The organism is Marinobacter sp. UBA2688, from assembly GCF_002352785.1.
Lineage (GTDB): Bacteria > Pseudomonadota > Gammaproteobacteria > Pseudomonadales > Oleiphilaceae > Marinobacter > Marinobacter salarius.
Map to the genome: position 1 here is coordinate 329,951 of NZ_DELU01000024.1, position 21,965 is coordinate 351,915.

Sequence of the window (21,965 nt, forward strand, 5' to 3'; positions counted from 1 at the left end):
GGATGTTGCCATCCGGCATCCTCAATCCAAACCCCTATACCCTCTGTCAGGCCGGGTTGTGGTCGATCAGCGTGTCTTTGTTACGAGCAAACTCGTCGAACGGGAAGTCGTCGACGGTCAGCATTTCCAGGACCACGGCTTCGTACTCGCGCATAAACTCGGCCTCTTCCTTGGTGAAGATGTCCGCTTCCAGTGCGGCTTCGAAGCGTTCTTCCGGATGCAGCGCGTCCATCGGCAACTGGCCCTTGGCATACGCCTTGGTGACTTTGCGATACAGCTGTTCGGCCTTGTCGTAATCCTTCAGCAAATAGTTGTACTGAGCAATGGGATTCTCAACCGCACCCTTGCCTTCGCCAGCCGTCGTCCAGGCTCCGGCCAACAGCTTCTCCCGCACGGGGGTATCGGTGGAGATGGCTTTTGCCAGTTTGCGGGCCAGATCATCATGGGGCTGGTCCCAACGACGGCCGAGGGGCATGGTGATGGCACGCAAGGCCATAGCGACCGGGCGGTTAGGAAGGTTCTGGAGGAATTCTTCCATGGCGGTTTCCGCTCGGTTCAGCAACAGCGCCATGCTGTACTCCATCAGGTCGCGCTCACCGTCAACCGGCTGGGTTTCATGCCAGTTCTTGAGCACCATGGAGGCCAGGTAAAGATTGGCCAGCACATCACCAAGGCGGGCGGAAATCAGCTCACGCATTTTCAGTTCCGACCCCAGCGTGGTCATCGCGGCGTCGGCACACAGGCCGAAGGCGGCGCTAAAGCGGGCCACACCCTGGGCGTATTTGCGTGCATTGTGGTCAAACGGCACGTCGGGTTTGCCGATACCCAGAGCCTGGGTGAACGCACGAGCAGCGTTGCCGAAGATCAGGCCAGCGTGGCCGAAAAAGGCATCGTCAAACGCGTCGATGTCATCGTTGTCTTTGGCCGCCAGTTCCTTCAGTACATAGGGATGACAGCGTATTGCACCCTGACCGAAGATCATCAGGCTGCGGGTCATGATGTTGGCGCCTTCCACAGTGATGGAAACCGCCGCACCACTGAAGCCGATACCCAGGTAGTTGCGGGGGCCAAGGGTGACCGTCTTACCACCATGCACATCCATAGCGTCGGTCAGGACACCGCGCTGGAATTCGGTCAGGTGGTACTTGAGAATCGCCGACGGTACCGCCGGTTTTTCGCCTTTGTCGATCATGTTCGCGGTGTGATTCACTGCCGACTGGGCGATGTAGGTCTTGGCAGCAATGCGGGCCAGAGGCTCCTGCACGCCTTCCATGTCTGCCACCGGGGTATTGAACTGGCGACGGATGCGGGTGAAGCCGCCAGCGGTGCCCACTGAGTAGGCAGCCGCTCCGGCCGCGCCGGATGGCAAGGTGATGCAGCGTCCGACGGACAGACACTCAACCAGCATGCGCCAGCCCTGCCCGGCCATTTCCTGGCCACCGATGATGTAATCCAGCGGAATGAACACGTCGGTGCCCTTGATGGGGCCGTTCATGAATGGTGTGCCGATGGGACAATGCCGGCGGCCGATTTCCATGCCCTTGGTATTGCGGGGAATCAGCGCACAGGTAATCCCATAGTCCTTGGTGTCACCGAGCAGCCCGTCGGGGTCGAACATGCGGAAGGCGAGACCAACCACAGTCGCAACCGGCGCCAGGGTAATCCAGCGTTTCTCGAAGTTGAGACGCAGGCCCAGCACTTCCTTGCCCTCGAACTCGCCCTTGCAGACCACACCGGTGTCCGGCAGCGAGGTGGCGTCGGAACCGGCGCGGGGGCCAGTCAGGCCGAAGCAGGGAATTTCGCGACCATCCGCCAACCGGGGCAGATAGTGGTTCTTCTGTTCGTCGGTGCCGTACTTGACCAGTAGCTCACCAGGGCCGAGGGAGTTGGGCACGCCCACGGTGACCATCAGCATTTCGTTGGCCGCCAGCTTCTGCAACACCGCTGTCTGGGCCTTGGCGGAGAAGTGCAGGCCGCCGTATTCCTCGGGAATGATCATGCCGAAGAATTTCTCTTTCTTGAGGAACTCCCACAAATCCGCCGGCAGATCAGCACGTTCAACGGCCAGGTCCCAGGCGTTACACATGGAAATGGCCTGGGTACACTGGTTGTCCACAAAGGCCTGCTCTTTCTCAGACAGGCCCGTGTTGCGGTTGATCAGCAGGCTGTGCCAGTCGGGACGCCCGGTAAACAGCTCGCCATCCCAACTGACGGTCCCCGCTTCCAGGGCCACCTTTTCGGTCTCGGACACCTTGGGAGCCACTTTCTTGAACATGGCGAATACCCGCGGGGTCAGCCAGCTCCGGCGAAATCCCGGCAGACCTGCAGCGGCGGTAACGGCGGCGCCGATAAACAGTATGAGCGCGAGCAATCCCGACGCCAGGAAAAGCGAAAGCACGCCTGTTACCACCATCACCCCGATAGCGGGTTTGGCACCGGATTCCTTGCGCATCACAACAAGAAGGCCGGTAACAGCAGCAAGAAACAGTATGAAAGTCATCATGGATACTCTCTGTCGTCCGTGGTTTTGAATGTCAAAAACTACATTCTGTTACGTTCAACCTACCTGATCAGATGAATCCTGACCAGCAACTGGTTCACCATCAGGCAGTTACAATAACGCGAATGCCTTCCAGGGACAGGCTGGCCTGCCCCAGTAACGTCTCTGCGGCGTCCAACTGTTTACGGAAGAAGTCGATTTCGTCGTTACGAATGGTCGGATTGACCTTCTTCATCGCCTCAAGACGCTGGATTTCCGGGCCGAACACGTCTCTGACCCGGGCCAGGGCCGACGCTCTCAGGGGCTCCAGGTGCGGCTCGGAAAGGCGTTCGGCATGATCGACCATGGTTTCCACCTGCGGGCGAATCTGCGGCACGATGGCCTGAGCGGTGCGCCTGCGGATGTTCGAGCACATGTCGTTGAGCCGGTCATGAGGCAGGGTTGCCGACAAGTCACGTCCGTTCACATCCACCAGCAGCCTCAACGGCGAGACCGGCAGGTACCGGGACAACTGCAGCGATTCAGGCGCCGGGCAATGCACGGTATACAGGGCCTCCAGCAACAGAGTGCCGGGTGGCAGCGCCTTGACCGTCATACTGGCCAAAGCCGCCTTGCCCAGCCCGGAACTGGTGACCGATTCCATGATACCGGTCACCAGCGGATGCTCCCAACTCATGAAGGCCATGTCTTCGCGCTCAAGAGCCTGCTGACGACTCCAGGTAACGGTCAGGCCGTCTTCCGGCAGCTCGGTCACGTGTCCGGCCTGGTATTGCTCGCCCGGCCTCAGCACGTCGGCATGCTCGGAATGATCCTCGACATCAACGCCGAGGATATCGCAGGCCTCGATCATATAGTCACGTACCTGGGCGGATTCTTCCTCGGATTCGATCTGGCTGATCAACGCCTCCGCCACGTCCGGACGGCAGGAGTTAAGCTCGATGAGCGCGTCGCGGCCGTTGCGCAGCAACGTACGCAGGCGCTCGGCCTCGGCCCGCGAAGCATCCACCAGCGCCGGCAGGTCGTCCGTCGCACCATCAATGACGGCCTGCCACTGCACGGCCACATGATCGTGGACAGCGACACCCACAGAGCAACTTTCATTGAACGCGTTCACGCCGTCCTCAAACCAACGGTACTGGACCTCCTGGGCCGTTCCCTGCAGGTAGGGGATATGGATGTCGATGGTGTCGGTCTGGCCAATCCGGTCGAGCCGGCCGATGCGCTGTTCCAGCAAGTCCGGGTTGGCGGGCAGATCGAACAGGATCAGGTGATGGGCGAACTGGAAATTGCGCCCCTCACTGCCGATTTCCGAGCAGATCAGTGCCTGGGCGCCCTGTTCAGTATCAGCGAAGTAAGCTGCGGCGCGATCCCGCTCGATCAGGCTCAGATGTTCATGGAAGGCAGCGCTGCGGATACCGGCACGCAGTTGCAGGTAGTGCTCCAGAGCCATGGCGGTCGAAGCGTGGGCACAGATCACCACCACCTTGGCCGGCTTCAGGCCGGTCAGGGTCTTCTCCAGCCAGGCGACACGGGGATCTTCCGCCAGCCATTGTTCTTCGTCCACAGCCGTTTCGGGCGTTAACCCGGCTACCCCCTGACAAACATCTCCCTGCTGGTAGAGTTCCGGGCAGGGTAACGCAACCGGTAGCGGATGGCGCTCCGGGAACCCCTTGATGGCGGCGCGGGTGTTCCGGAACAGCACACGACCGGTACCGTGACGGTCCAGCAATGCATCAACCACGGCCTGTGCCGGCTCCTGGGACGCCATCAAACCTTCCAGCTCATCACCCAGCCAGCCCTCGAGGGCTTTCCGATCCGTGTCGGAGACAGCGGTTATGCCTTGCTCTCGGATATGGGAAACCACCCCATTGATCACTTCGTACTGCTTTTCCTCTTCCCGGAAAGTCTCCAGATCGTGAAAGCGTGCCGGGTCCAGTAACCGCAAGCGAGCGAAGTGGCTGGCCACCCCCACCTGCTCCGGGGTTGCGGTCAACAGCAACAAGCCATTGCTGGCTTCTGAAAGCTGCTCAATCAGCCGATATTCAGGGCTCGCCACCTCCGGGCTCCAGGCCAGGTGATGGGCCTCATCCACCACCATCAGGTCCCAACCGGCGGCAATGGCATCCGCCTGGGCCTGTTCGCTGGTCATCAGGAAATCCAGGCTGCACAGTGCAAGCTGTTCACTCTCAAACGGGTTTTCATCGGCATCGGTCAGGTCGTCATCCTCTTCCGACAACCCCTCCAGATCCTCCATGGCCTCATACCGGCTGCGATCAATGATCGAGAATCGCAGGTTGAACCGCCGCAGCATTTCCACCAACCACTGATGCATCAATGAATCCGGCACCACGATAAGCACCCGACGGGCACGACTGGTGTGCAGCTGATAGTGAAGGATCAGGCCGGCCTCAATGGTTTTGCCCAACCCCACTTCGTCCGCCAGCAGAACCCGGGGGGCGTAACGTGTTGCCACTTCGTGGGCAATGTAAATCTGGTGTGGCAAGTGCTGCGTGCGCGCACCGATCAGGCCCTGAGCCGAGGATGCACGTAACCGGTCAAGGTGTTGCGCGGTGGCCATCCGCAGGCGAAACGCACCATTGCGATCAAACTGGCCGGCAAACAGCCGTTGGTGGGGGGCGGAAAAGTCCACGGAACTGCTGAGTTTTACCTCGGAAACATGGATCAGGTTCTCTCCGCCGTCATCGGCGTGGTACATCAGCACACCGCCGATATCCTCCACGGCCCTCACGATGTAACGTTCGCCATCGAAGGTTTCGATAGCCTCGCCAATCTGGTAGATGATCCTCGACAGCGGAGCATTGTCGATGGCGTAGGTGCGCTCCTCATCCGCCGCCGGGAAACCCAGCGTTACACGGCGGCCTGAGATGTCCGTGACAATACCAAGGCCGAGCGCGGTATCGCTGTGGCTGACCCAGCGCTGACCAATTACAAATTCCGATGTATCCAAGAAACCTCCGACAGATTTAAATCACCGTAACTGCTTTATACGTCTGTGTTCGAGGGACCGTTCTCACGCACCCAATAGGCGGTGGCACCACAAACCGCGGCAGGCACCACCACCAGGTTCAGCACCGGCACCATGGCCGCCAATGCCACCGGCAGGCCAAACCCGAGGGCCGACAGGCGAGTGTCACCCAGTAGCCGCCGCAAGGCCGGGAAACTGACCCGATGGTTGTCCGCCGGGTAGTCCACGTACTGCAGCGACATCATCCAGCAATTGAAGACGAACCACAGCACGGCCGCCACCAGATTGACCACCGGGATAACACCGATGATGAAAAGGCCAATGGCCCTGGGCAGGTAGTAGAGGATTTTCTGCACCTCCCGCCAGAGAGAGCGGGGAATATCCCGTATGATCTGGCTCCAACCATCATCGGTGCTGACCTCCTGACCGGTCAGGTGCTTTTCCGTCAGCTCCGCGAGGTAACCGTAGAAGGGCGAGCCGATGAGGTTCGCCAGGATCACGAACCCGTAAGCCAACATCAACAGGATGACGGCGCCGTAGAGAATCCAGAACAACCAGTCGAGGCTTTGTAGCCACGCCCAATCCGGTAACCAGCTCATGGCTGTGGCAATCATCGCTGCAAAGAGTTCAGCCAGAAAGTAGAACAGTAGGCCGAATAACAGAATATTAATAACCAGGGGGATAACAACGAACAATCTCAGTCCAGGCTGCCGTATCAGCCGGAACCCTTCTCCAAGGTAACCCAGGCCGCGGAAAAAATTACCTTTCAACATACCTCGCAGCACCTCAGCTTCGATGACAGTGACGGGGCGCAAAGCATATCATGTTGCAAACTCCACCACAGCCCGACGGTGACCATGGCATTCCTGAGGCAACGCATTCTGATTCTGCTCGAGTATCAGCCTTTTTGGCGGGCAATACTGGTTCTTTCGGCCGCCGCCATCATTTACCTTGCAACCACCAGCCAACCCTACCCGATTCCCTCGGCAGCCAGCGACAAAGTCAATCACCTGCTGGCATTCTTGCAGTTGGCGGTGGTTACCCGGCTGGCCTGGCCGGGCTTGGGGAAATTGTGGATTGTCATCGGCCTGCTGGCGTTCGGGCTGGGCATTGAGCTTGTCCAGGCCCAGCTACCCTACCGCACCTTTGCCATTGCCGATATTCTCGCCGACGCTGCAGGCATTGCTATCGGGCTACTACCGTGTCCCGGATTTATAAGGCCACGCACGCAAAACGACCGTCCCATCGTTCACGCCAACAGCCGTCAATAAAGCACCACCCACCGGACTTGAGACATCAACCCGAACTTGTGTGAGATATATCCTACAAACTCGTAAGATCTTGCTGCGACATAGCGTAGGTTTCTCCGACAGGAATACCCGCCGATATCTCAATTAACTGATATTAAAGAACTTATAACAGAACCACCACCAGCACAGCTGCTCTGGCGTGCACAGTTCACATGTTTGTAAAACTGCGGTTGGTATAGTGTTTACATCAAGGATGACAGGGAAATGGACGACGCACTGGATGCACCCCGGCAATTGGATGCAGGGAGAAGCAGGGACACAGGGATGGCTCGCTTAAGGGAGACCTCTTCGGATCGCCGGCTCGGACGCCGGCACCAGGGACTGGCAAGGGAAATCGGCAACAAGGTAGTTGCCAACAGCGCAGGGACGCGACACCTGTTCCGAAAAAGGGTAACCGAAAGGTTGCCCTTTTTTTCGCCCGCTCTCAGGTCATCGAGCTCTGGCCTGCCAGGTACACCCGCACCCGATTAAACTCCTCAAATTCATTCAGGTCTGGCCAGGTGCGGCCTTCGATTACGCCCTGCTGCCGGTATTGGTCGTCACCCAGGTTCCGCAAGCGAGAATCCGCCAGTATCACCAAAGGCGCGGCTCGCCTGAACTCGGTCAGCAGCGGGCGATTTTCCGGGTCATACAACACGTCCGCCGCGGTCACAACGTCCACATCGCTCGGCCGCGTTGCCCAATCGGCGCTCAGGGTCACCGACACGCCATTTAACCTGGCGTTCGCCGCTGCCGCATCCAGTGCAGCCTGGTCAATATCACAGGCGATGGCCTCCCTCGCCCCGGCCATTGCGGCAGCAATAGCCACCACCCCGGAACCGGATCCAAAATCCAACACCTTTTTGCCTTTCACCAGATGTGGATGTGCGAGGATATAGGCCGCCAATACCTGTCCACTGGCCCAGCAAAACGACCAGTACGCCGGCTCAGCAACCACCGCCTGCGCCTCTTCATGGCTTAGCGGGCCTTCCAGTACTCCTGGGTCGAACAGGTAGAGGACGATGTCGGGGCAACCCGCCGGGGCTGTAACGGCAACCTGCCCCCGGCTGAGGGTTTTTCCAAGATGCTGATCTAGAATGTCGGGGGTCATGGTTACTCCGGAACACAGGCATGGCAAGGCACGCATTGTAGCGGCAGCGGCGCGGCGGCACACCCGCAGGCGAGCAAAAAACCAGCATGTTCGTTATACTGCTGCCTCATTTCCCGTACGAACCCAAACCTGCCATGCCGTCCAGACCTGATACCAGCGACTATCTCTCCCTGTTCCTGAACGACGTTCCGCTCATGGACGTAAGGGCCCCGATCGAGTTCTGCAAGGGCAGCTTCCCGAATGCTATCAATGCGCCCCTGATGAACGACGAGGAACGCCACAGGGTCGGTATCTGCTACAAGGAAAAAGGTCAGGACAAGGCCATTGAACTGGGCCACCAACTGGTTTCCGGGGATCTCAAGGCGCAACGCATCGAAGCCTGGAAGCGATTTACCGCCACAAACCCGAACGGCTACCTGTTCTGCTTCCGCGGCGGCCTGCGTTCGCGGCTGACCCAGCAGTGGATCAAAGACTCTGGCATCGAGTTTCCGCTCATCCAGGGTGGCTACAAGGCCATGCGCCGCTTCCTGATCGACAGCCTGGAAGCCCTCACGGCATCGTCCGAGTTCGTTATTCTCAGCGGCCGCACCGGCACCGGCAAAACCCGCGTGCTGAATCAATTGCCCAATCCTGTTGACCTTGAAAGGTTGGCAAACCATCGTGGCTCCAGCTTCGGTCGTCAGGTAACGTCCCAACCGTCACAGATTGATTTCGAAAACCGCCTGGCCGTGGCCATGCTCAAGGCCCATCATCACGTCGGCGGGACGGTGTATTTGGAAGATGAAAGCAGACTGGTGGGCCGATGCGCCCTGCCGGAAAGCCTCAGAAACCGAATGGCAGCAGCACCCCTGATGGTGCTGGATCAACCGATCGAGGAGCGAGTACGAATCATCCGCGAAGACTATGTTGACCAGATGACGGCCGACTACGTGGAACGCGACGGCACAGAAGCAGGCTGGCTCAACTTTCGCGACTACCTTCTCAGCGCCCTCGACAGAATCCGGAAACGCCTCGGCGGTGAGCGCCATAGCCGACTACGGCAGATGATGGAGGATGCCCTCGACCGCCAGCACCGAACCGGGGAGACCGGTGCGCACCATGAATGGATCGAGGCACTGTTGCAGGACTACTACGACCCCATGTATGACTACCAGCTCAGCCAGAAGGAAGGCCGCATTATTGTGAAGGGCGGGCCGGAAACCATCATCGGGTGGGCCAGTCGTTGATTTACAACGTACAACGCTCCCACCCAAACTGGACGCGCATGTTGTACGTTTGCCACAAACCTCTGCTATAACAAAACGCAGGCAAATATCAATTGAACAGCCGTTGTCCCTGTCATATTTAAAGTAATAAGCCACTACTACCGAACAAGGAGTCACTGAATGGAAGATCTTCTGGGAACCGACATTAATGCCTCGGAGCTATGGGACCAGGCACTCTCGTTGATCATGACCTACGCCCCAAAGGTCGTCCTGGCCATCATCACGCTGGTACTCGGCCTCTGGCTGATCAATCGTTGCATCGGGGTTCTCGATAAAAAGCTGGGTGCAAAAGACCCGACACTCAACAAATTTCTGTGTGGGCTGATAAGCGCCATCCTCAAGGTGATGCTGCTGATCTCCGTCGCGTCGATGATCGGCATCGCTACGACGTCCTTTATCGCTGTTATTGGTGCTGCTGGCCTTGCCATCGGCCTTGCGCTGCAGGGTAGCCTGGCCAACTTTGCCGGCGGCGTACTGATTCTGATCTTCAAGCCATTCAAAGTCGGTGACACCATCGAAGCTCAGGGCTACCTGGGTGCCGTCGCGGAGATTCAGATTCTTTACACGGTGGTAAATACCTTCGATAACCGCCGCATCGTCATTCCCAACGGCAGCCTGTCCAACGCCACCCTGGTGAACGTCAGCATCTACGACAAGCGCCGCTGTGACATGACTTTCGGTATTCACTACGACGACGACATCGACAAGGCCAAGGCCATTCTGAAGCGCCTGTTCGACGAGGACGAACGTTCACTGAAGGATCCGGAACCCCGTATCTGCGTGGGCAGTCTTGGCGACAACTCCGTTAACCTGATGTTCCGGGCCTGGGTCGCCACCGATGACCTCTGGCCGTACTACTGGGACATGCACGAGAAAGTGAAGAAGGCGTTCGACGCCGAGGGCATTACCATTCCGTTCCCACAGCGGGATGTGCATGTCTACAAATCCGAGTGATTGGTATCTCATTAACACACACTGTTACTCGCATTCTGTACAGCCTCAACTAAGCTGACCAGTAATGGCGGTGCAGTCGCATTAGCGGCGTCACCGCCAGTCACCGGAACCGGTTCAGGAATATCACCGGTTCCAGTACCGCTGTCATTGCTGGTAGGAGGTTGTCACTATGCCGGTACAGCAGTTGAAGGAATACCTTGATCAGGCAGGCGTGGAATACATGTGCCTGTCTCACCCCCCTGCGTTTTCCGCCCAGCAACTCGCCCATCACGTCAAAATCGCCGGCGACCGGGTGGTGAAAACCGTCATTATTGAACTGGATGGCAAAATGGCCATGCTGGTCATGCCCGCTACCTGGCGTATCCGTTGGGACCGACTGACCCACATCCTGGATACCGATTTTGTCGATCTTGCGGACGAACAGGAATTTCAGGACCGCTTCCCCGAGTGCGAAGTGGGCGCCATGCCGCCATTCGGCAACCTGTTTGATATGTCCGTGTATTGCGCAGAGGCTCTGACCCGGCAACCGGAACTCGCCTTTGCCGCTGGCAGCCACACCGAATCCATCCACATGAAAACGTCAGATTTCCTGGAACTCGTGCATCCGATGGTGCTGGAGCAGGGATTTGTAAAACCAGGCGCGCAAAAGCCAGCCTGGCTCAAGGGCCGCGCCCGCAGGGCTGAGTCCCTGACCGGCAGCCCCACCGCCAACCTGGCCGGTTACTGACACCAAAAACCGGCCCAGGCTTGATCCGGACGGCTTGTCTGGATGCGCCCATCGCGTAAACTGGGCGTACCAGACAGGAACCCGTTATGACTCAAGCCTTTGATATTGTGATTGTCGGTGCCGGCATGGTCGGTGCTGCCCTCGCGACCGGACTTGGCCGCAGTGGCTTCCGCGTGGCCCTGGTTGACCGTGGCTCCGCCCCCGAATTCGATCCCTCGCTGCCTCCAGACATCCGCGTGTCAGCCCTCAGCGCCGGCAGTGAGCGCTACCTCAACGATCTTGACGTCTGGCCCAGCATGCTCGCCATGCGTGCCACACCCTACGCCCGCCTGGCGGTATGGGACGAGACCCGCCACCCACTCAGCAACCTGCTGCCCCGCAAGGTCGCCGATGTGGTGTTTGACGCCAGCAATCTGTCCGCCCGACACCTGGGGCATATCGTGGAGAATCGCATTACCCAGCAGGCGTTGTGGAACAGCGCCGCGGCTCTGCACTCGGTTTCCCTGTTTCCCGACAACGCCGTCAGTCACCTCGAAAACGGCAACAACCACGCTGCTGTGACCCTGGAGGACGGCACCGAACTCGAGTGCCAATTGGTGGTGGGCGCCGATGGCGCGGCCTCCGGCGTCCGGGAACTGGCGGGCATCGGCGTAACCCGGGACCAGTACCAGCAACAGGCAATGGTCATTTCGGTTCGCTACCAGGGCGCGGTTGAGGACATCACCTGGCAGGGCTTCTACCCGTCCGGCCCACGAGCTTTCCTGCCGCTGCATTCCGCGGGCAATGGCGAAAGCTGGGCCTCTCTGGTTTGGTATGACTCGCCGGAGCAACTAGCGCGCCTGAAATCGCTGGACGACCGTGCGTTGATGGCAGAAATACAGAACGCCTTCCCGCCGGAATTACCTCTGCTGACGCACATTGAAGCCAAAGCCAGCTTCCCGATTGCCCGCCAGCACGCCAAAACCTATGTGAACAATCGTGTCGTGCTGGCAGGTGACGCCGCCCACACGATCAACCCGCTGGCTGGCCAGGGCGTCAACCTGGGCTTCCAGGACGCCCTCTGCCTGCAGACCGTCATCCGCGAGGCCAAACGCGCAGGCTGCGACCTGGCCGATCCGGCGTGGCTGACCAAATACGAGCGACAACGCCGCCCGGCCAACCGCCGTATGATGATGGCGATGGACGTGTTCTACCACCTGTTCAGCAACCGCACGCCGCCTCTGCACTTGTTGCGCAATCTGGGCCTGGGCGCCACGAAAGCAATGCCATTTGCCAGAAACCGGGTGGCCAAATACGCTATGGGCATCGACGACGAACTGCCCCCGCTGATTCGCCAACTGGCGGAGCGGCTGCCGGGGATGAAGCAACTGTAAAGCGTTTCACAAGCCTCAACTCATCAACAGGGAATCATCATGGCAGAAACCATTTTCACCAAGATTATGAACCGGGAAATCCCGGCGGACATCGTTTACGAAGACGACATCAGCCTGGCGTTCAAGGACATTAACCCACAGGCACCGGTGCACCTGCTGATTATCCCGAAAAAGGAAATCGCAACAATCAACGATATTGAGGAAGGAGACCGGGAGTTGGTGGGCCACTTGTACTGGGTTGCCGCCAAGCTGGCGAAGGAGATGGGCTTCGCCGACGATGGCTATCGGGTCGTCATGAACTGCGGCGAAAATTCAGGCCAGACGGTATTCCACATCCACCTGCACCTGCTGGCCGGCAAGCCCCTCGGTTGGCCGCCGTATACCGATAAATTGAAACAAGGCTGATCGCCTTGAGCGCCGGCGATATCTGAGATATTTACGAAGCCGGGCGGGAGGCACTGTTCAGGACCGTGGAGCGCCAGGGATGGCGCGACCGAGCCCTACATGGACGTATTCACGGGGGTGTCCTGAACGGTGCCTCCTGCCCTGCGGGAACACCCGCACCAGAAGGCTACGAACTCAGCGCCCGACGACCTTCTCAGCTTCCTCCACCGGCGTATGCCGAACATCCTCACCCTTGACCATGAAGATCACATTCTCGGCAATGTTGCAGGCGTGATCCCCCACCCGCTCCAGGGCGCGGAGAATCCACATCACCGACATACAGCGGGAAATGTTACGGGTATCTTCCATCATGAACGTCAGCAACGTCCGCGTGGCCGCCTGGTATTCCTCGTCTACCCGCTTGTCTTCCTTCATGATCCGCAGCGCCTGCTCAGAATCGAGACGGGCAAAGGCGTCCAGGGCATCGTGCAACATACTAAGAACATGATTGCCAATGTGGCGCACTTCCACGTACCCACGAGGCGCCTGACCTTCCTCTGACAGCTTGATGGCAAACTTGGCGATTTTCTTGGCCTCGTCACCAACCCGCTCCAGGTCCGCCACCATCTTGATCACCGAAATCACCAACCGCAGATCACGCGCGGTGGGCTGGCGACGGGCGATAATCAGGGTTGCTTCCTCGTCGAGGTCGATTTCCATCTGATCGACTTTCTTGTCCGTGGCACGGACCTCGTCCGCCAGGTGGCCATCATTTTCCACCAGTGAGGTAATCGCACGGTCGACCTGGGACTCCACCAGGCCGCCCATCTCAAGAAACTCGCTCTTCAGGGCCATCAGTTCGTCATTGAACTTGTGCGAAATGTGATCGCCGTAAACATCGTCCTTTTTATCTGGCATGACTGTGTTCTCCAGTGTTCAACAATACCGGCGTTAACCGAAACGGCCGGTGATATAGGATTCGGTGAGTTCGTGCTCGGGCGACGTAAACACCTTGTTGGTTTCGTTTACTTCCACCAGATGCCCCAGGTGGAAGTACGCCGTTCGATTCGATACACGGGCTGCCTGTTGCATCGAGTGGGTCACGATCACGATGGTGTAACTCTCCGACATTTCCGCCATCAGCTCTTCCACCCTCGCGGTTGCAATGGGGTCCAGTGCAGAGCAAGGCTCGTCCATCAGAATAACCTCCGGGCTCACCGCGATAGCGCGCGCAATGCACAGACGCTGCTGCTGGCCGCCCGACATTCCGGTGGCTGTCGCATCCAGACGGTCCTTGACCTCGCCCCACAGCCCCGCCTTGCGCAGGCTGTTCTCGACGATGTCATCAAGATCGGATTTTCGATTGGCCAGGCCATGAATCCGGGGGCCATAGGCCACATTGTCATAAATGGACTTGGGGAACGGGTTTGGCTTCTGGAAAACCATGCCCACCCGCGCACGCAATTCGACAACGTCGCGGCGACGGTCATAGATGTCCTGATCGTCCAACTGAAGTGACCCCGTCACCTTGCAGATTTCGATGCTGTCATTCATCCGGTTGAGACACCTCAGGAACGTGGACTTGCCGCACCCTGAAGGTCCAATAAAGGCAATGACCTCGTTCTTCGCCACATCCAGGCTGATGTTCTTGATCGCCCGGGTATCACCGTAGGAAACATTGACATCGCGAAGCTTGAATTTGGCATTGTCGGCAAAAGGCTCTCCCACCGTTTTGCCTTCCTCAATGATCGTTTCCTCGGGCTGCTCCCGCACCGGAGCAACCGCCTCAACCTCTTGATGATCGGCTTCTTTGGTAATCGTTGGGTTCATCGTATTCATCGCTTATCTCCTTACCACCGACGCTCAAGGCGCTTGCGAAGCCAAATGGCCAGTGCGTTCATGCTAACCAGGAATGCCAGCAATACCATGATGGCTGCTGACGCACGTTCTATAAAGGCGAGCTCCGGGCTGCCCGCCCACAGGAAGACCTGAACCGGGAGTACCGTCGCCGAATCGAAAAAGCCGTCCGGAACATCAACGATGAACGCCACCATCCCGATCAGCAACAGGGGGGCGGTCTCGCCCAGTGCCTGCGCCATGCCGATAATGGAACCGGTCAGCATTCCCGGCATGGCCAGCGGCAATACATGGTGTAACACCACCTGCATTTTGGAGGCACCAATACCTTCGGCAGCCTCCCGGATTGACGGCGGTACGCTTTTAATGGCCGCCCGGCTGGAAATGATGATGGTTGGCAGGGTCATCAGCGTCAGTACGAGACCGCCCACCACCGGCACCGATCTAGGCATGCCGAACAGGTTGATGAACACCGCCAGGCCCAGCAAACCGAAGATAATCGACGGCACCGCAGCCAGGTTATTGATGTTCACTTCAATGAAATCCGTGAGCCTGTTCTGGGGTGCAAACTCTTCCAGGTAAATGGCAGCCGCAACCCCGATGGGGAACGAGAGCACCAGTGTCACCAGCATGGTCAGCAAGGACCCGACGATCGCTCCAAGAATACCGGCGCGGGACGGATCACGGGAATCGCCGCTGCTGAAGAACACATCGTTGAAGGACGTCTGCACAACCTCATTTTCCACCAACTGATCCACCCAGCGCTGTTGCCGGTCACTGAGCTTGATGGAATAGGCGTCGTCACCTGCATGCTTCACGTAGACATCCACGTCGGTGTGAGCCAGAACAGTCAGTGTTTGGGTGGTTCCAAGCCACTCGGGGTTCTGCTCGAGCATGTCACGCAGCTCATTGGACGCGTAGGGGTTAAGCAGATCACGGACGGCATCCCTGTTCTCTTCCGTTGCACCCGGCACCTGTTTGATCATCGCCTGCACCAATGGCTCCACAAAATCAGCCATCTTGATCTGCTTTTTGTCCGTGGCGTCGTCCAGGTACATCATTTCACCATCGAGCTCGACTTCCATGGTGATCGTGGTTTTGGTGAAGCCGGTGTAGCCTTTACCAATAATGTCGACGAACAGCACCACCAGGGCGGAAAGCGCAATCGCAATCGCCAGTATGCCGTAGGCCCGGAACCGGCGCTCCTTGCGGTAACGCCGTTTGAGTGACTGGCGGACGAGCTCCGCCTGTGAACGTTGATCAGTCATACTGTTCCCGATATTTGCGAACGATTTTCAGGGCCACCACATTCAGCAACAGGGTAGCGAGGAAGAGCATCGCGCCGAGGGCGAAGGCCGCCAGGGTCTTGGCGCTGTCGAATTCCTGGTCGCCGGTCAGCAGGGTGACAATCTGTACGGTAACCGTAGTGACGGTTTCCAGTGGATTGGCCGTCAGATTCGCCGCGAGGCCCGCGGCCATGACTACGATCATGGTTTCACCAATGGCACGGGAGACCGCCAGCAGCACCCCGCCCATAATGCCGGGCAGTGCCGCCGGGAAAATCACCTTCTTCATGGTTTCCGACTGGGTAGCGCCCAGAGCCAGGGAGCCGTCACGCAGGGTTTGCGGTACCGCGTTGATAACGTCGTCCGACAGCGAAGACACAAACGGAATGATCATGATGCCCATGACCCCGCCAGCGGCGAGCGCACTCTGGGACGACGCATCGATACCCAGAGAGGCCGCGAAGTTACTGATGAACGGCGCGACGGTAAGTGCTGCAAAGAAGCCGTAGACCACCGTCGGGATACCCGCCAGCATCTCAAGCAATGGCTTGACCACACCGCGTACTTTCTTGTTGGCGTACTCCGAGAGGTAAATCGCCGACAGCAATCCCACCGGCACGGCAACCAGCATGGCAATCGCCGAAATCAGCAGCGTGCCGGTGAACAGCGGGATCATGCCAAAGGCACCCTGGGCTGCCACCTGATCTGCTCGCAATGCGGTTTGCGGGCTCCACTGGGAGCCGAAGATAAACTCGGTGAACGGAATCTTCTGGAAGAACCGGAAGGTTTCAAACGCGACGGAGAAGATGATTCCGATGGTGGTCAGAATCGCCAGGGCGGCACAGGCGAAGAACAGCCACTTGAGAATCGACTCCACTTGCGTTCGGGCATTCAGTGCCGGGCGAACCCGGAGCCAGCCCAGGAACCCCGCCAGCACTGATACGGACACCACCAGGGTGGTCATGAACATCCGGCTCTGTTCCCTCAGCGCCTTCAGTCGCTCCGCAGCTTCGACAATCGGTGCTTCTGCAAATCCCGGAGGCAGGCTACCACTGGCCACGTTGCTGATTTTGCTCAACAGAAGACTCGCCTCGCCCTCGGACGACGGCAACATTTCCTGTGGCAGGGAGCCAATAATCAGGGTCTGGATAACCTTTCCCTGGAACGCTGCCCAGAGCCCAAGCACCAGCAGCGCGGGAATGCCGCACCACAAAGCCGCTCGCGCCCCGTAATAGAAGGGCAAGGACTTGAGATGACGAATGCCCCCCATCGGCATCGCGAGTGACCGCGATCGGGCATAGCCCAAGCCGTAGGCAACCATCGACAGCACGATGGTCAGTAAAAGCAGATTGGCCGGTTGCATGAAAATTCCCGTAACAAGCTAAAAAGGACCACAAGTGTAATCATTTGGAAAGCGGTACGCACATGCCACTCTCCAGACGTGCAAAAGGGCGCGAGCCTTTCAAAGACCCGCACCCTTGTCAGTCAACACCTTGTCGACTGGCTTACATCAGTTCTTCCTTGGCCAGGTTAGGCATGTTGGATGCCTTGTCCTGCAGCTTCATCAGCGCGTCGCGCGGAGGAACGATCAGGCCAACGTCCTTCAGGTAGCCATTCTTGCCCATGGCGTTCGGGCTCGCAAAGAACTCGGCGTATTCCGCGATACCCGGAACCACACCAACGTGGGCTTTCTTGACGTAGAAGAACAGTGAACGGGCAACCGGGTATTCGTCTGCCGCAATGGCTTCAGCCGTCGGTACCTTGCCGTTCAGCGTCGCAGCCTGCAGACGGTCAGCGTTCTCTTCCAGGAAGCTGTAACCGAACACACCGTAAAGGCCTTTGTCGTCGATCAACTTCTGAACGATCAGGTTATCGTTCTCGCCGGCTTCGATGAACGCGCCATCTTCACGAACGCTCTGACACACGCCTTCCATGTCGTCTTCGCTCATGTCGGCAACCGCTGGCAGATCTTCACAGCCGCCCTGCAGGGCCAGCTCGTTGAAGGAATCACGGGTACCGGAGGTCGGAGGCGGTCCCATCACACGAATGGCAACGTTTGGCAGGCTGGAGTCAATGTCGCTCCAATTTTCGTAGGGGTTATCAACCAGCTTGGTCTCGTCGTCCGGTGAAGGAACCTGCTTGCCCAAGGCCAGGAACAGCTGCTCAAGGGTGATGTCCAGGTTATCGGCTTTCTGCGAGCTGGCAATCACGATGCCGTCAGAACCGATGCGGAATTCGGTGATGTCTTTTACACCGTTTTTCTGGCAAAGATCGTACTCAGACGTCTTCATGCGACGTGACGCATTGGTGATGTCCGGATGCTGGGTGCCGATACCGGCGCAGAACAACTTCAGGCCGCCACCAGAACCGGTTGACTCAAGCTTCGGAGTCGGGAAGTCAGTTGAAGAACCAAAGCGCTCAGCCACAACCGTCGCGAACGGATAAACAGTAGAGGAACCGACGATGCTGATGGTGTCGCGCGCCATGGCAGGAGTCGACACGGCGGCGATGCTACCGGCCAGTGCCACAGTTGAAAGGGCTGTTCTAAGTTTGATCACGTTGAGTCTCCATTTGTCACGTTGACTTTATTGTCGGGTTTGCTTCACCGATGTGTGAACAATAAAGGCACTCTATGACAACTTTGTTACAGCCACTGAAATATAGAACAGGACGTTCAATTTTTCTTGCAGACGCGGCGCAGGCCGCTAACATGCGGGGTACTAAAACAATTCCGAACTGATAAGGTTGAATCCATGACGGCGCTTGATGACGACAAACCCACGCCCCGGGGCGAACTGGTAATCCAGGTAATCCCCCTTCCCTCAGACACCAACCCCAACGGCGATGTGTTCGCCGGCTGGCTGGTTAAACAGATGGACATTGCTGCGGCAACGCTCGCGGGCCGGATTTCCCAGGGCCGCAACGCCACTGTGGCCATGGACAGGATGGAGTTTCTTTCACCGTTGCGGGTGGGATCCCAGGTTGGCTGTTACGGTGAGTTGGTGGAAGTGGGACGCAGCTCCATGAAAATCAACATTGAGGTCTGGACCCTGGACCGCACAGCCAAAACCGCCCGCAAGGTCACAGAGGGGCTATTCATCTATGTGGCCATTGACGAGCATGGCCGCATCCGTGAAGTACCGGCCCAGACCGCCTGATCAGGCGGTGGAGACCGCTCGCCTGTCGGGTAGCAGCACTGAGAGCAGTGCCGCTACGGCAACCAACCCGGCAGAGATCCACAGGCAGGCTTCCAGCCCGTAGGCTTGGTACACCCAGCCGGACAGGATCGTTCCCAGCAAGCGCCCGGCAGCGTTCGACATATAATAGAAGCCCACATCCAGCGAGACACCATCCCCTCGCGCATAGCTGACAATCAGGTAGCTGTGCAGCGAGGAGTTGATGGCAAACAGCACACCGAACAAAAACAGGCCACCGATAATCACCACCTGGGGCGTCCAGCCCACCATCAGACCAGACGCGATAGCCGCGGGGATAAGCGCCAGGGCCATCGCCCAGAGCACCGCGGGTTGTTTGCCTTCCATATTCCCAGTAATGCGTGGCGCGATGGTCTGGACAAAGCCGTAACCGATCACCCAGGCGGCCATGAAACCGCCCACTTTCCAGAAATCCCAGCCAAACACGGTGTGCAGATAAACCGGCAGAGCCACCACAAACCAGATATCCCGGGCACCGAACAGGAACATACGCGCGGCAGACAGAACGTTGATGGCCCGGCTCTTGGACAGAATTTCGCGAAACTTCGGCTTTGCCTTGCTCTTGCCCAGGTCCTGCCCCAACAGGAAAAGGCTGGCCAGCCACACCACACTCAGGGCTACCGCCATGATAACAACCGCGCCTTGGAACCCAGCAGCCATCAACAGCACACCACCGAGGAAAAAGCCCACGCCCTTCAGGGTGTTCTTCGATCCGGTGAGGATGGCCACCCATTTGTACAGAGTGCCCTGCTGCTCATCTGGCACCAGAAGCTTAATGCCGCTCTTGGCGGACATCTTGTTCAGGTCTTTGGCGATACCGGAGATGGCCTGAGCCGCCATCACCCAAGGCACCGTCAGCATGGCCGCCGGCACCGCCAGCATGGCAAGAGCGGCAATCTGAAGGAACAGCCCGATATTCATGGTGCGGTTCAGCCCCATGCGAGCGCCCAGGTAACCACCCACCAGGTTGGTCACCACCCCGAAGAACTCGTAGAAGATGAACAGCAGGGCAATTTCCAGCGGTGAATAGCCGAGCTGATGGAAATGCAACACCACCAGCATCCGCAAGGCGCCGTCCGTCAGGGTGAAGGCCCAGTAATTGCCGGTGATGACCAGGTACTGTCGGATGGCAGCAGTCATATCAGGCAGAGCCTACCCGGCGCGCCAGTTCTGCGGTGCGGTTGGCGTAGCCCCATTCGTTGTCGTACCAGGCGTAGATTTTCACCTGGGTGCCATTCACCACCATGGTGGAGAGTGCATCAATAATGGAGGAGCGAGGGTCGGTTTGGTAATCGATGGACACCAGCGGGCGCTCTTCGTAGCCCAGAATGTTTTTCAGATCGCCCTCAGCAGCCTCTTTTAACAACTGATTTACGGTATCGCGATCCGTGGGTGTTTCCACCTCGAATACGCAGTCGGTCAGCGAGGCATTCGTCAGTGGCACCCGCACGGCATGGCCATCCAGACGGCCCTTCAGCTCCGGAAAAATTTCGATAATCGCGGTGGCGGAACCGGTGCTGGTCGGAATCAGGGAACTGCCACAGGCACGGGCCCGCCGCAGGTCCTTATGGGGCGCATCGATGATGGTTTGGGTGTTGGTCAAGCTATGGATCGTCGTGATGGAACCATGCTTGATACCCAGCTTCTCGTGGATGACCTTCACCACCGGCGCCAGGCAGTTGGTGGTGCAGGAAGCAGCAGTGACAATACGGTCATTGGCCGGGTCAAAAATGCCGTCGTTCACGCCCACCACAATGTTTTTGGCCCCTGCCTCTTTCACAGGAGCGGTCACCACCACGCGCTTGACGCCCTGATCGAGATACGCCTGGAGCACGTCCACTTTTTTCATTTTGCCGCTGGCTTCAATCACCAGATCGCAGCCAGACCAGTCGGTCTCCCCAATGGTTTTATTGCGGGTGACGCGAACCGATTTACCGTCGATAACGATACTGTCGCCGTTCACACCCGCTTCGCGGTCCCAGCGGCCATGAATACTGTCGAAGTTCAGCAGATGCGCCAGCGTCTCCGCATCGGCGCCCGGATCGTTGATCGCTACAAATTCCATCTCCGGCCACTGCCACGCTGCCCGCAGGGCCAGGCGACCAATTCGACCGAATCCATTTATTCCGACTTTGATCTTGCTCATGATGTGCTCCAGAAAGCGTTATCCATTAAATACACCGCACAACCGGCCTGTCGGGCATGGCTGAAAGCCGCTCAAGTTCCGAGGTGATCAGGGCGGGATTGCTATCGGCGGTTTCATTCAGGACCCGCGACAGCCACTGCGGCATCCGGGGATTCAGGGAATAGTACATCCACTGACCCTGACGCTCAGCATCCAGCAGGCCCGCCTCCCGCAGGGTGGCCAGGTGCCGGCTGGCCTTGGGCTGGGAAATATCGAGGGCGGCGGTGAGTTCACACACACACAGTTTCGTTTCCTGCCGAACCAGCATCAGCGCAGCCAGGCGAAGCTCGTCACCCAACGCCTTGAACACCGTTACCGGGTTAAAGCTCACCGGCTTCATACCGGTTTCTTTCCTGTGCACCAGAGTAAACAGGCCAATGCGCTCGCGGATTTCCTTGAGGGTCAGTGCGAAGGTGGCATGGCGCCCACTTGGCACCGGGTCCGGGAAGTCCCAGGCGATTTGCTGGGCGGGCTGACAGACGTTGCCACACTCGCTGGCGGCTTTTTCACACAGGGTGATCACGTAATCCCAATGCTCACTTTCAACGCCTGCCAGCGATTTACTCTGCAAACCATCGACGGAAAAGCCCGACTCTGAGAGCACCTGCAACGCCATTGGATGGGGTTTGTCAGGCTCGGTTCCGGCACTCGCCACTTCAAACTGGTCACCGGCCAGCTCCCTTAGCAAGGCTTCCGCCATCAATGATCGGGCACTGTTGGCGGTACAGACGAACAAAACGTGGCGCTTCATATGCAAATTCCCATATATTCGTTTTCATGCATATCTATTTTATTGCATACTATCCGGAAGATTTTAACGAGTAAAGGACCCT

Annotated in this window: 19 protein-coding genes; 7 read left to right on the forward strand and 12 right to left on the reverse strand. The window is 58.3% G+C overall.

All coding sequences use genetic code 11. The features are described from left to right. Positions 1-46: 46 nt before the first annotated feature. From B3M52_RS14690 to cysZ, 3 genes are all read right to left on the reverse strand, one after another. Positions 47-2,500 (reverse strand): acyl-CoA dehydrogenase, encoded by a 2,454-nt coding sequence (locus B3M52_RS14690; protein ID WP_198324923.1) that lies wholly within the window; start codon positions 2,498-2,500, stop codon positions 47-49. Between the two features lie 103 nt (positions 2,501-2,603). Then, the gene (gene rapA, locus B3M52_RS14695) at positions 2,604-5,468 is read right to left on the reverse strand and encodes an RNA polymerase-associated protein RapA (protein ID WP_075194185.1); all 2,865 of its coding nucleotides are present in this window, start codon (positions 5,466-5,468) and stop codon (positions 2,604-2,606) included. A 35-nt stretch (positions 5,469-5,503) separates the two neighbouring features. Beyond that, complete coding sequence (gene cysZ, locus B3M52_RS14700; protein WP_036211891.1) at positions 5,504-6,259, reverse strand: sulfate transporter CysZ; 756 nt, start codon at positions 6,257-6,259, stop codon at positions 5,504-5,506. An 84-nt stretch (positions 6,260-6,343) separates the two neighbouring features. Here cysZ and B3M52_RS14705 point away from each other — a divergent pair, with 84 nt between their 5' ends. Then, complete coding sequence (locus B3M52_RS14705) at positions 6,344-6,757, forward strand: VanZ family protein (protein WP_075194184.1); 414 nt, start codon at positions 6,344-6,346, stop codon at positions 6,755-6,757. Between the two features lie 463 nt (positions 6,758-7,220). On the opposite strand, the gene B3M52_RS14710 is transcribed toward B3M52_RS14705, so the two are convergent. After that, on the reverse strand, positions 7,221-7,886 hold the full coding sequence (locus tag B3M52_RS14710) for a class I SAM-dependent methyltransferase (protein WP_075194183.1): 666 nt from the start codon (positions 7,884-7,886) through the stop codon (positions 7,221-7,223). A gap of 134 nt (positions 7,887-8,020) precedes the next feature. Between B3M52_RS14710 and mnmH the strand changes: the two genes are divergently transcribed. The 5 genes from mnmH to B3M52_RS14735 all read left to right on the forward strand — a co-directional run bounded on the left by mnmH (position 8,021) and on the right by B3M52_RS14735 (position 12,610). Continuing rightward, the gene (mnmH, locus tag B3M52_RS14715) at positions 8,021-9,112 is read left to right on the forward strand and encodes a tRNA 2-selenouridine(34) synthase MnmH (protein WP_075194468.1); all 1,092 of its coding nucleotides are present in this window, start codon (positions 8,021-8,023) and stop codon (positions 9,110-9,112) included. A gap of 159 nt (positions 9,113-9,271) precedes the next feature. Beyond that, positions 9,272-10,105, forward strand: a complete 834-nt coding sequence (locus B3M52_RS14720) for a mechanosensitive ion channel family protein (RefSeq protein WP_036210722.1) — start codon at positions 9,272-9,274, stop codon at positions 10,103-10,105. Between the two features lie 169 nt (positions 10,106-10,274). Then, the gene (locus B3M52_RS14725; RefSeq protein ID WP_075194182.1) at positions 10,275-10,832 is read left to right on the forward strand and encodes an aminoacyl-tRNA deacylase; all 558 of its coding nucleotides are present in this window, start codon (positions 10,275-10,277) and stop codon (positions 10,830-10,832) included. Positions 10,833-10,918: 86 nt separating this feature from the next. Continuing rightward, complete coding sequence (locus B3M52_RS14730; RefSeq protein WP_075194181.1) at positions 10,919-12,205, forward strand: FAD-dependent monooxygenase; 1,287 nt, start codon at positions 10,919-10,921, stop codon at positions 12,203-12,205. 39 nt (positions 12,206-12,244) lie between these two features. Then, a complete protein-coding gene (locus B3M52_RS14735; protein WP_036210713.1) occupies positions 12,245-12,610 on the forward strand; it encodes a histidine triad nucleotide-binding protein in 366 nt (121 codons plus the stop codon). A gap of 174 nt (positions 12,611-12,784) precedes the next feature. On the opposite strand, the gene phoU is transcribed toward B3M52_RS14735, so the two are convergent. The 5 genes from phoU to B3M52_RS14760 form a co-directional block, all read right to left on the reverse strand. Further along, the gene (gene phoU, locus B3M52_RS14740) at positions 12,785-13,507 is read right to left on the reverse strand and encodes a phosphate signaling complex protein PhoU (protein ID WP_075194180.1); all 723 of its coding nucleotides are present in this window, start codon (positions 13,505-13,507) and stop codon (positions 12,785-12,787) included. Between the two features lie 33 nt (positions 13,508-13,540). Next, on the reverse strand, positions 13,541-14,428 hold the full coding sequence (gene pstB, locus B3M52_RS14745; protein ID WP_036210707.1) for a phosphate ABC transporter ATP-binding protein PstB: 888 nt from the start codon (positions 14,426-14,428) through the stop codon (positions 13,541-13,543). 11 nt (positions 14,429-14,439) lie between these two features. After that, positions 14,440-15,714 (reverse strand): phosphate ABC transporter permease PstA, encoded by a 1,275-nt coding sequence (pstA, locus tag B3M52_RS14750; RefSeq protein ID WP_036210703.1) that lies wholly within the window; start codon positions 15,712-15,714, stop codon positions 14,440-14,442. Next, positions 15,707-17,095, reverse strand: coding sequence for a phosphate ABC transporter permease subunit PstC (gene pstC / locus B3M52_RS14755; protein ID WP_286749777.1), 1,389 nt, complete (start codon positions 17,093-17,095; stop codon positions 15,707-15,709). The genes pstA and pstC overlap by 8 nt, the downstream gene beginning before the upstream one ends. Positions 17,096-17,237: 142 nt before the next feature. Continuing rightward, positions 17,238-18,290, reverse strand: a complete 1,053-nt coding sequence (locus B3M52_RS14760; protein ID WP_286749778.1) for a substrate-binding domain-containing protein — start codon at positions 18,288-18,290, stop codon at positions 17,238-17,240. Between the two features lie 195 nt (positions 18,291-18,485). On the opposite strand from B3M52_RS14760, the gene B3M52_RS14765 reads away from it, so the two are divergent. Next, positions 18,486-18,890 (forward strand): acyl-CoA thioesterase, encoded by a 405-nt coding sequence (locus B3M52_RS14765; protein ID WP_286749780.1) that lies wholly within the window; start codon positions 18,486-18,488, stop codon positions 18,888-18,890. Here the strand turns inward: B3M52_RS14765 and arsJ are convergent, their stop codons facing one another. From arsJ to B3M52_RS14780, 3 genes are read right to left on the reverse strand one after another with little or no spacing between them, the layout of a single operon-like run. Then, the gene (gene arsJ / locus B3M52_RS14770; protein WP_286749781.1) at positions 18,891-20,087 is read right to left on the reverse strand and encodes an organoarsenical effux MFS transporter ArsJ; all 1,197 of its coding nucleotides are present in this window, start codon (positions 20,085-20,087) and stop codon (positions 18,891-18,893) included. A 1-nt stretch (position 20,088) separates the two neighbouring features. Further along, positions 20,089-21,093: an ArsJ-associated glyceraldehyde-3-phosphate dehydrogenase gene (locus tag B3M52_RS14775; RefSeq protein WP_286749783.1), complete on the reverse strand. Its 1,005-nt coding sequence runs from the start codon at positions 21,091-21,093 to the stop codon at positions 20,089-20,091. Positions 21,094-21,118: 25 nt separating this feature from the next. Next, positions 21,119-21,883 (reverse strand): metalloregulator ArsR/SmtB family transcription factor, encoded by a 765-nt coding sequence (locus B3M52_RS14780; RefSeq protein WP_286749785.1) that lies wholly within the window; start codon positions 21,881-21,883, stop codon positions 21,119-21,121. Positions 21,884-21,965 lie beyond the last annotated feature (82 nt).

Excerpts from the sequence above, each read along its gene's own strand:
- pstA (WP_036210703.1), bottom strand. The coding sequence starts at position 15,714 with ATGACTGATCAACGTTCACAGGCGGAGCTCGTCCGCCAGTCACTCAAA.
- B3M52_RS14710 (WP_075194183.1), bottom strand. The coding sequence starts at position 7,886 with ATGACCCCCGACATTCTAGATCAGCATCTTGGAAAAACCCTCAGCCGG.
- pstB (WP_036210707.1), bottom strand. The coding sequence starts at position 14,428 with ATGAATACGATGAACCCAACGATTACCAAAGAAGCCGATCATCAAGAG.
- phoU (WP_075194180.1), bottom strand. The coding sequence starts at position 13,507 with ATGCCAGATAAAAAGGACGATGTTTACGGCGATCACATTTCGCACAAG.
- B3M52_RS14775 (WP_286749783.1), bottom strand. The coding sequence starts at position 21,093 with ATGAGCAAGATCAAAGTCGGAATAAATGGATTCGGTCGAATTGGTCGC.
- B3M52_RS14705 (WP_075194184.1), top strand. The coding sequence starts at position 6,344 with ATGGCATTCCTGAGGCAACGCATTCTGATTCTGCTCGAGTATCAGCCT.
- mnmH (WP_075194468.1), top strand. The coding sequence starts at position 8,021 with ATGCCGTCCAGACCTGATACCAGCGACTATCTCTCCCTGTTCCTGAAC.
- B3M52_RS14690 (WP_198324923.1), bottom strand. The coding sequence starts at position 2,500 with ATGACTTTCATACTGTTTCTTGCTGCTGTTACCGGCCTTCTTGTTGTG.
- B3M52_RS14730 (WP_075194181.1), top strand. The coding sequence starts at position 10,919 with ATGACTCAAGCCTTTGATATTGTGATTGTCGGTGCCGGCATGGTCGGT.
- B3M52_RS14725 (WP_075194182.1), top strand. The coding sequence starts at position 10,275 with ATGCCGGTACAGCAGTTGAAGGAATACCTTGATCAGGCAGGCGTGGAA.
- B3M52_RS14735 (WP_036210713.1), top strand. The coding sequence starts at position 12,245 with ATGGCAGAAACCATTTTCACCAAGATTATGAACCGGGAAATCCCGGCG.
- B3M52_RS14720 (WP_036210722.1), top strand. The coding sequence starts at position 9,272 with ATGGAAGATCTTCTGGGAACCGACATTAATGCCTCGGAGCTATGGGAC.
- cysZ (WP_036211891.1), bottom strand. The coding sequence starts at position 6,259 with ATGTTGAAAGGTAATTTTTTCCGCGGCCTGGGTTACCTTGGAGAAGGG.
- pstC (WP_286749777.1), bottom strand. The coding sequence starts at position 17,095 with ATGCAACCGGCCAATCTGCTTTTACTGACCATCGTGCTGTCGATGGTT.
- B3M52_RS14780 (WP_286749785.1), bottom strand. The coding sequence starts at position 21,883 with ATGAAGCGCCACGTTTTGTTCGTCTGTACCGCCAACAGTGCCCGATCA.
- arsJ (WP_286749781.1), bottom strand. The coding sequence starts at position 20,087 with ATGACTGCTGCCATCCGACAGTACCTGGTCATCACCGGCAATTACTGG.
- B3M52_RS14765 (WP_286749780.1), top strand. The coding sequence starts at position 18,486 with ATGACGGCGCTTGATGACGACAAACCCACGCCCCGGGGCGAACTGGTA.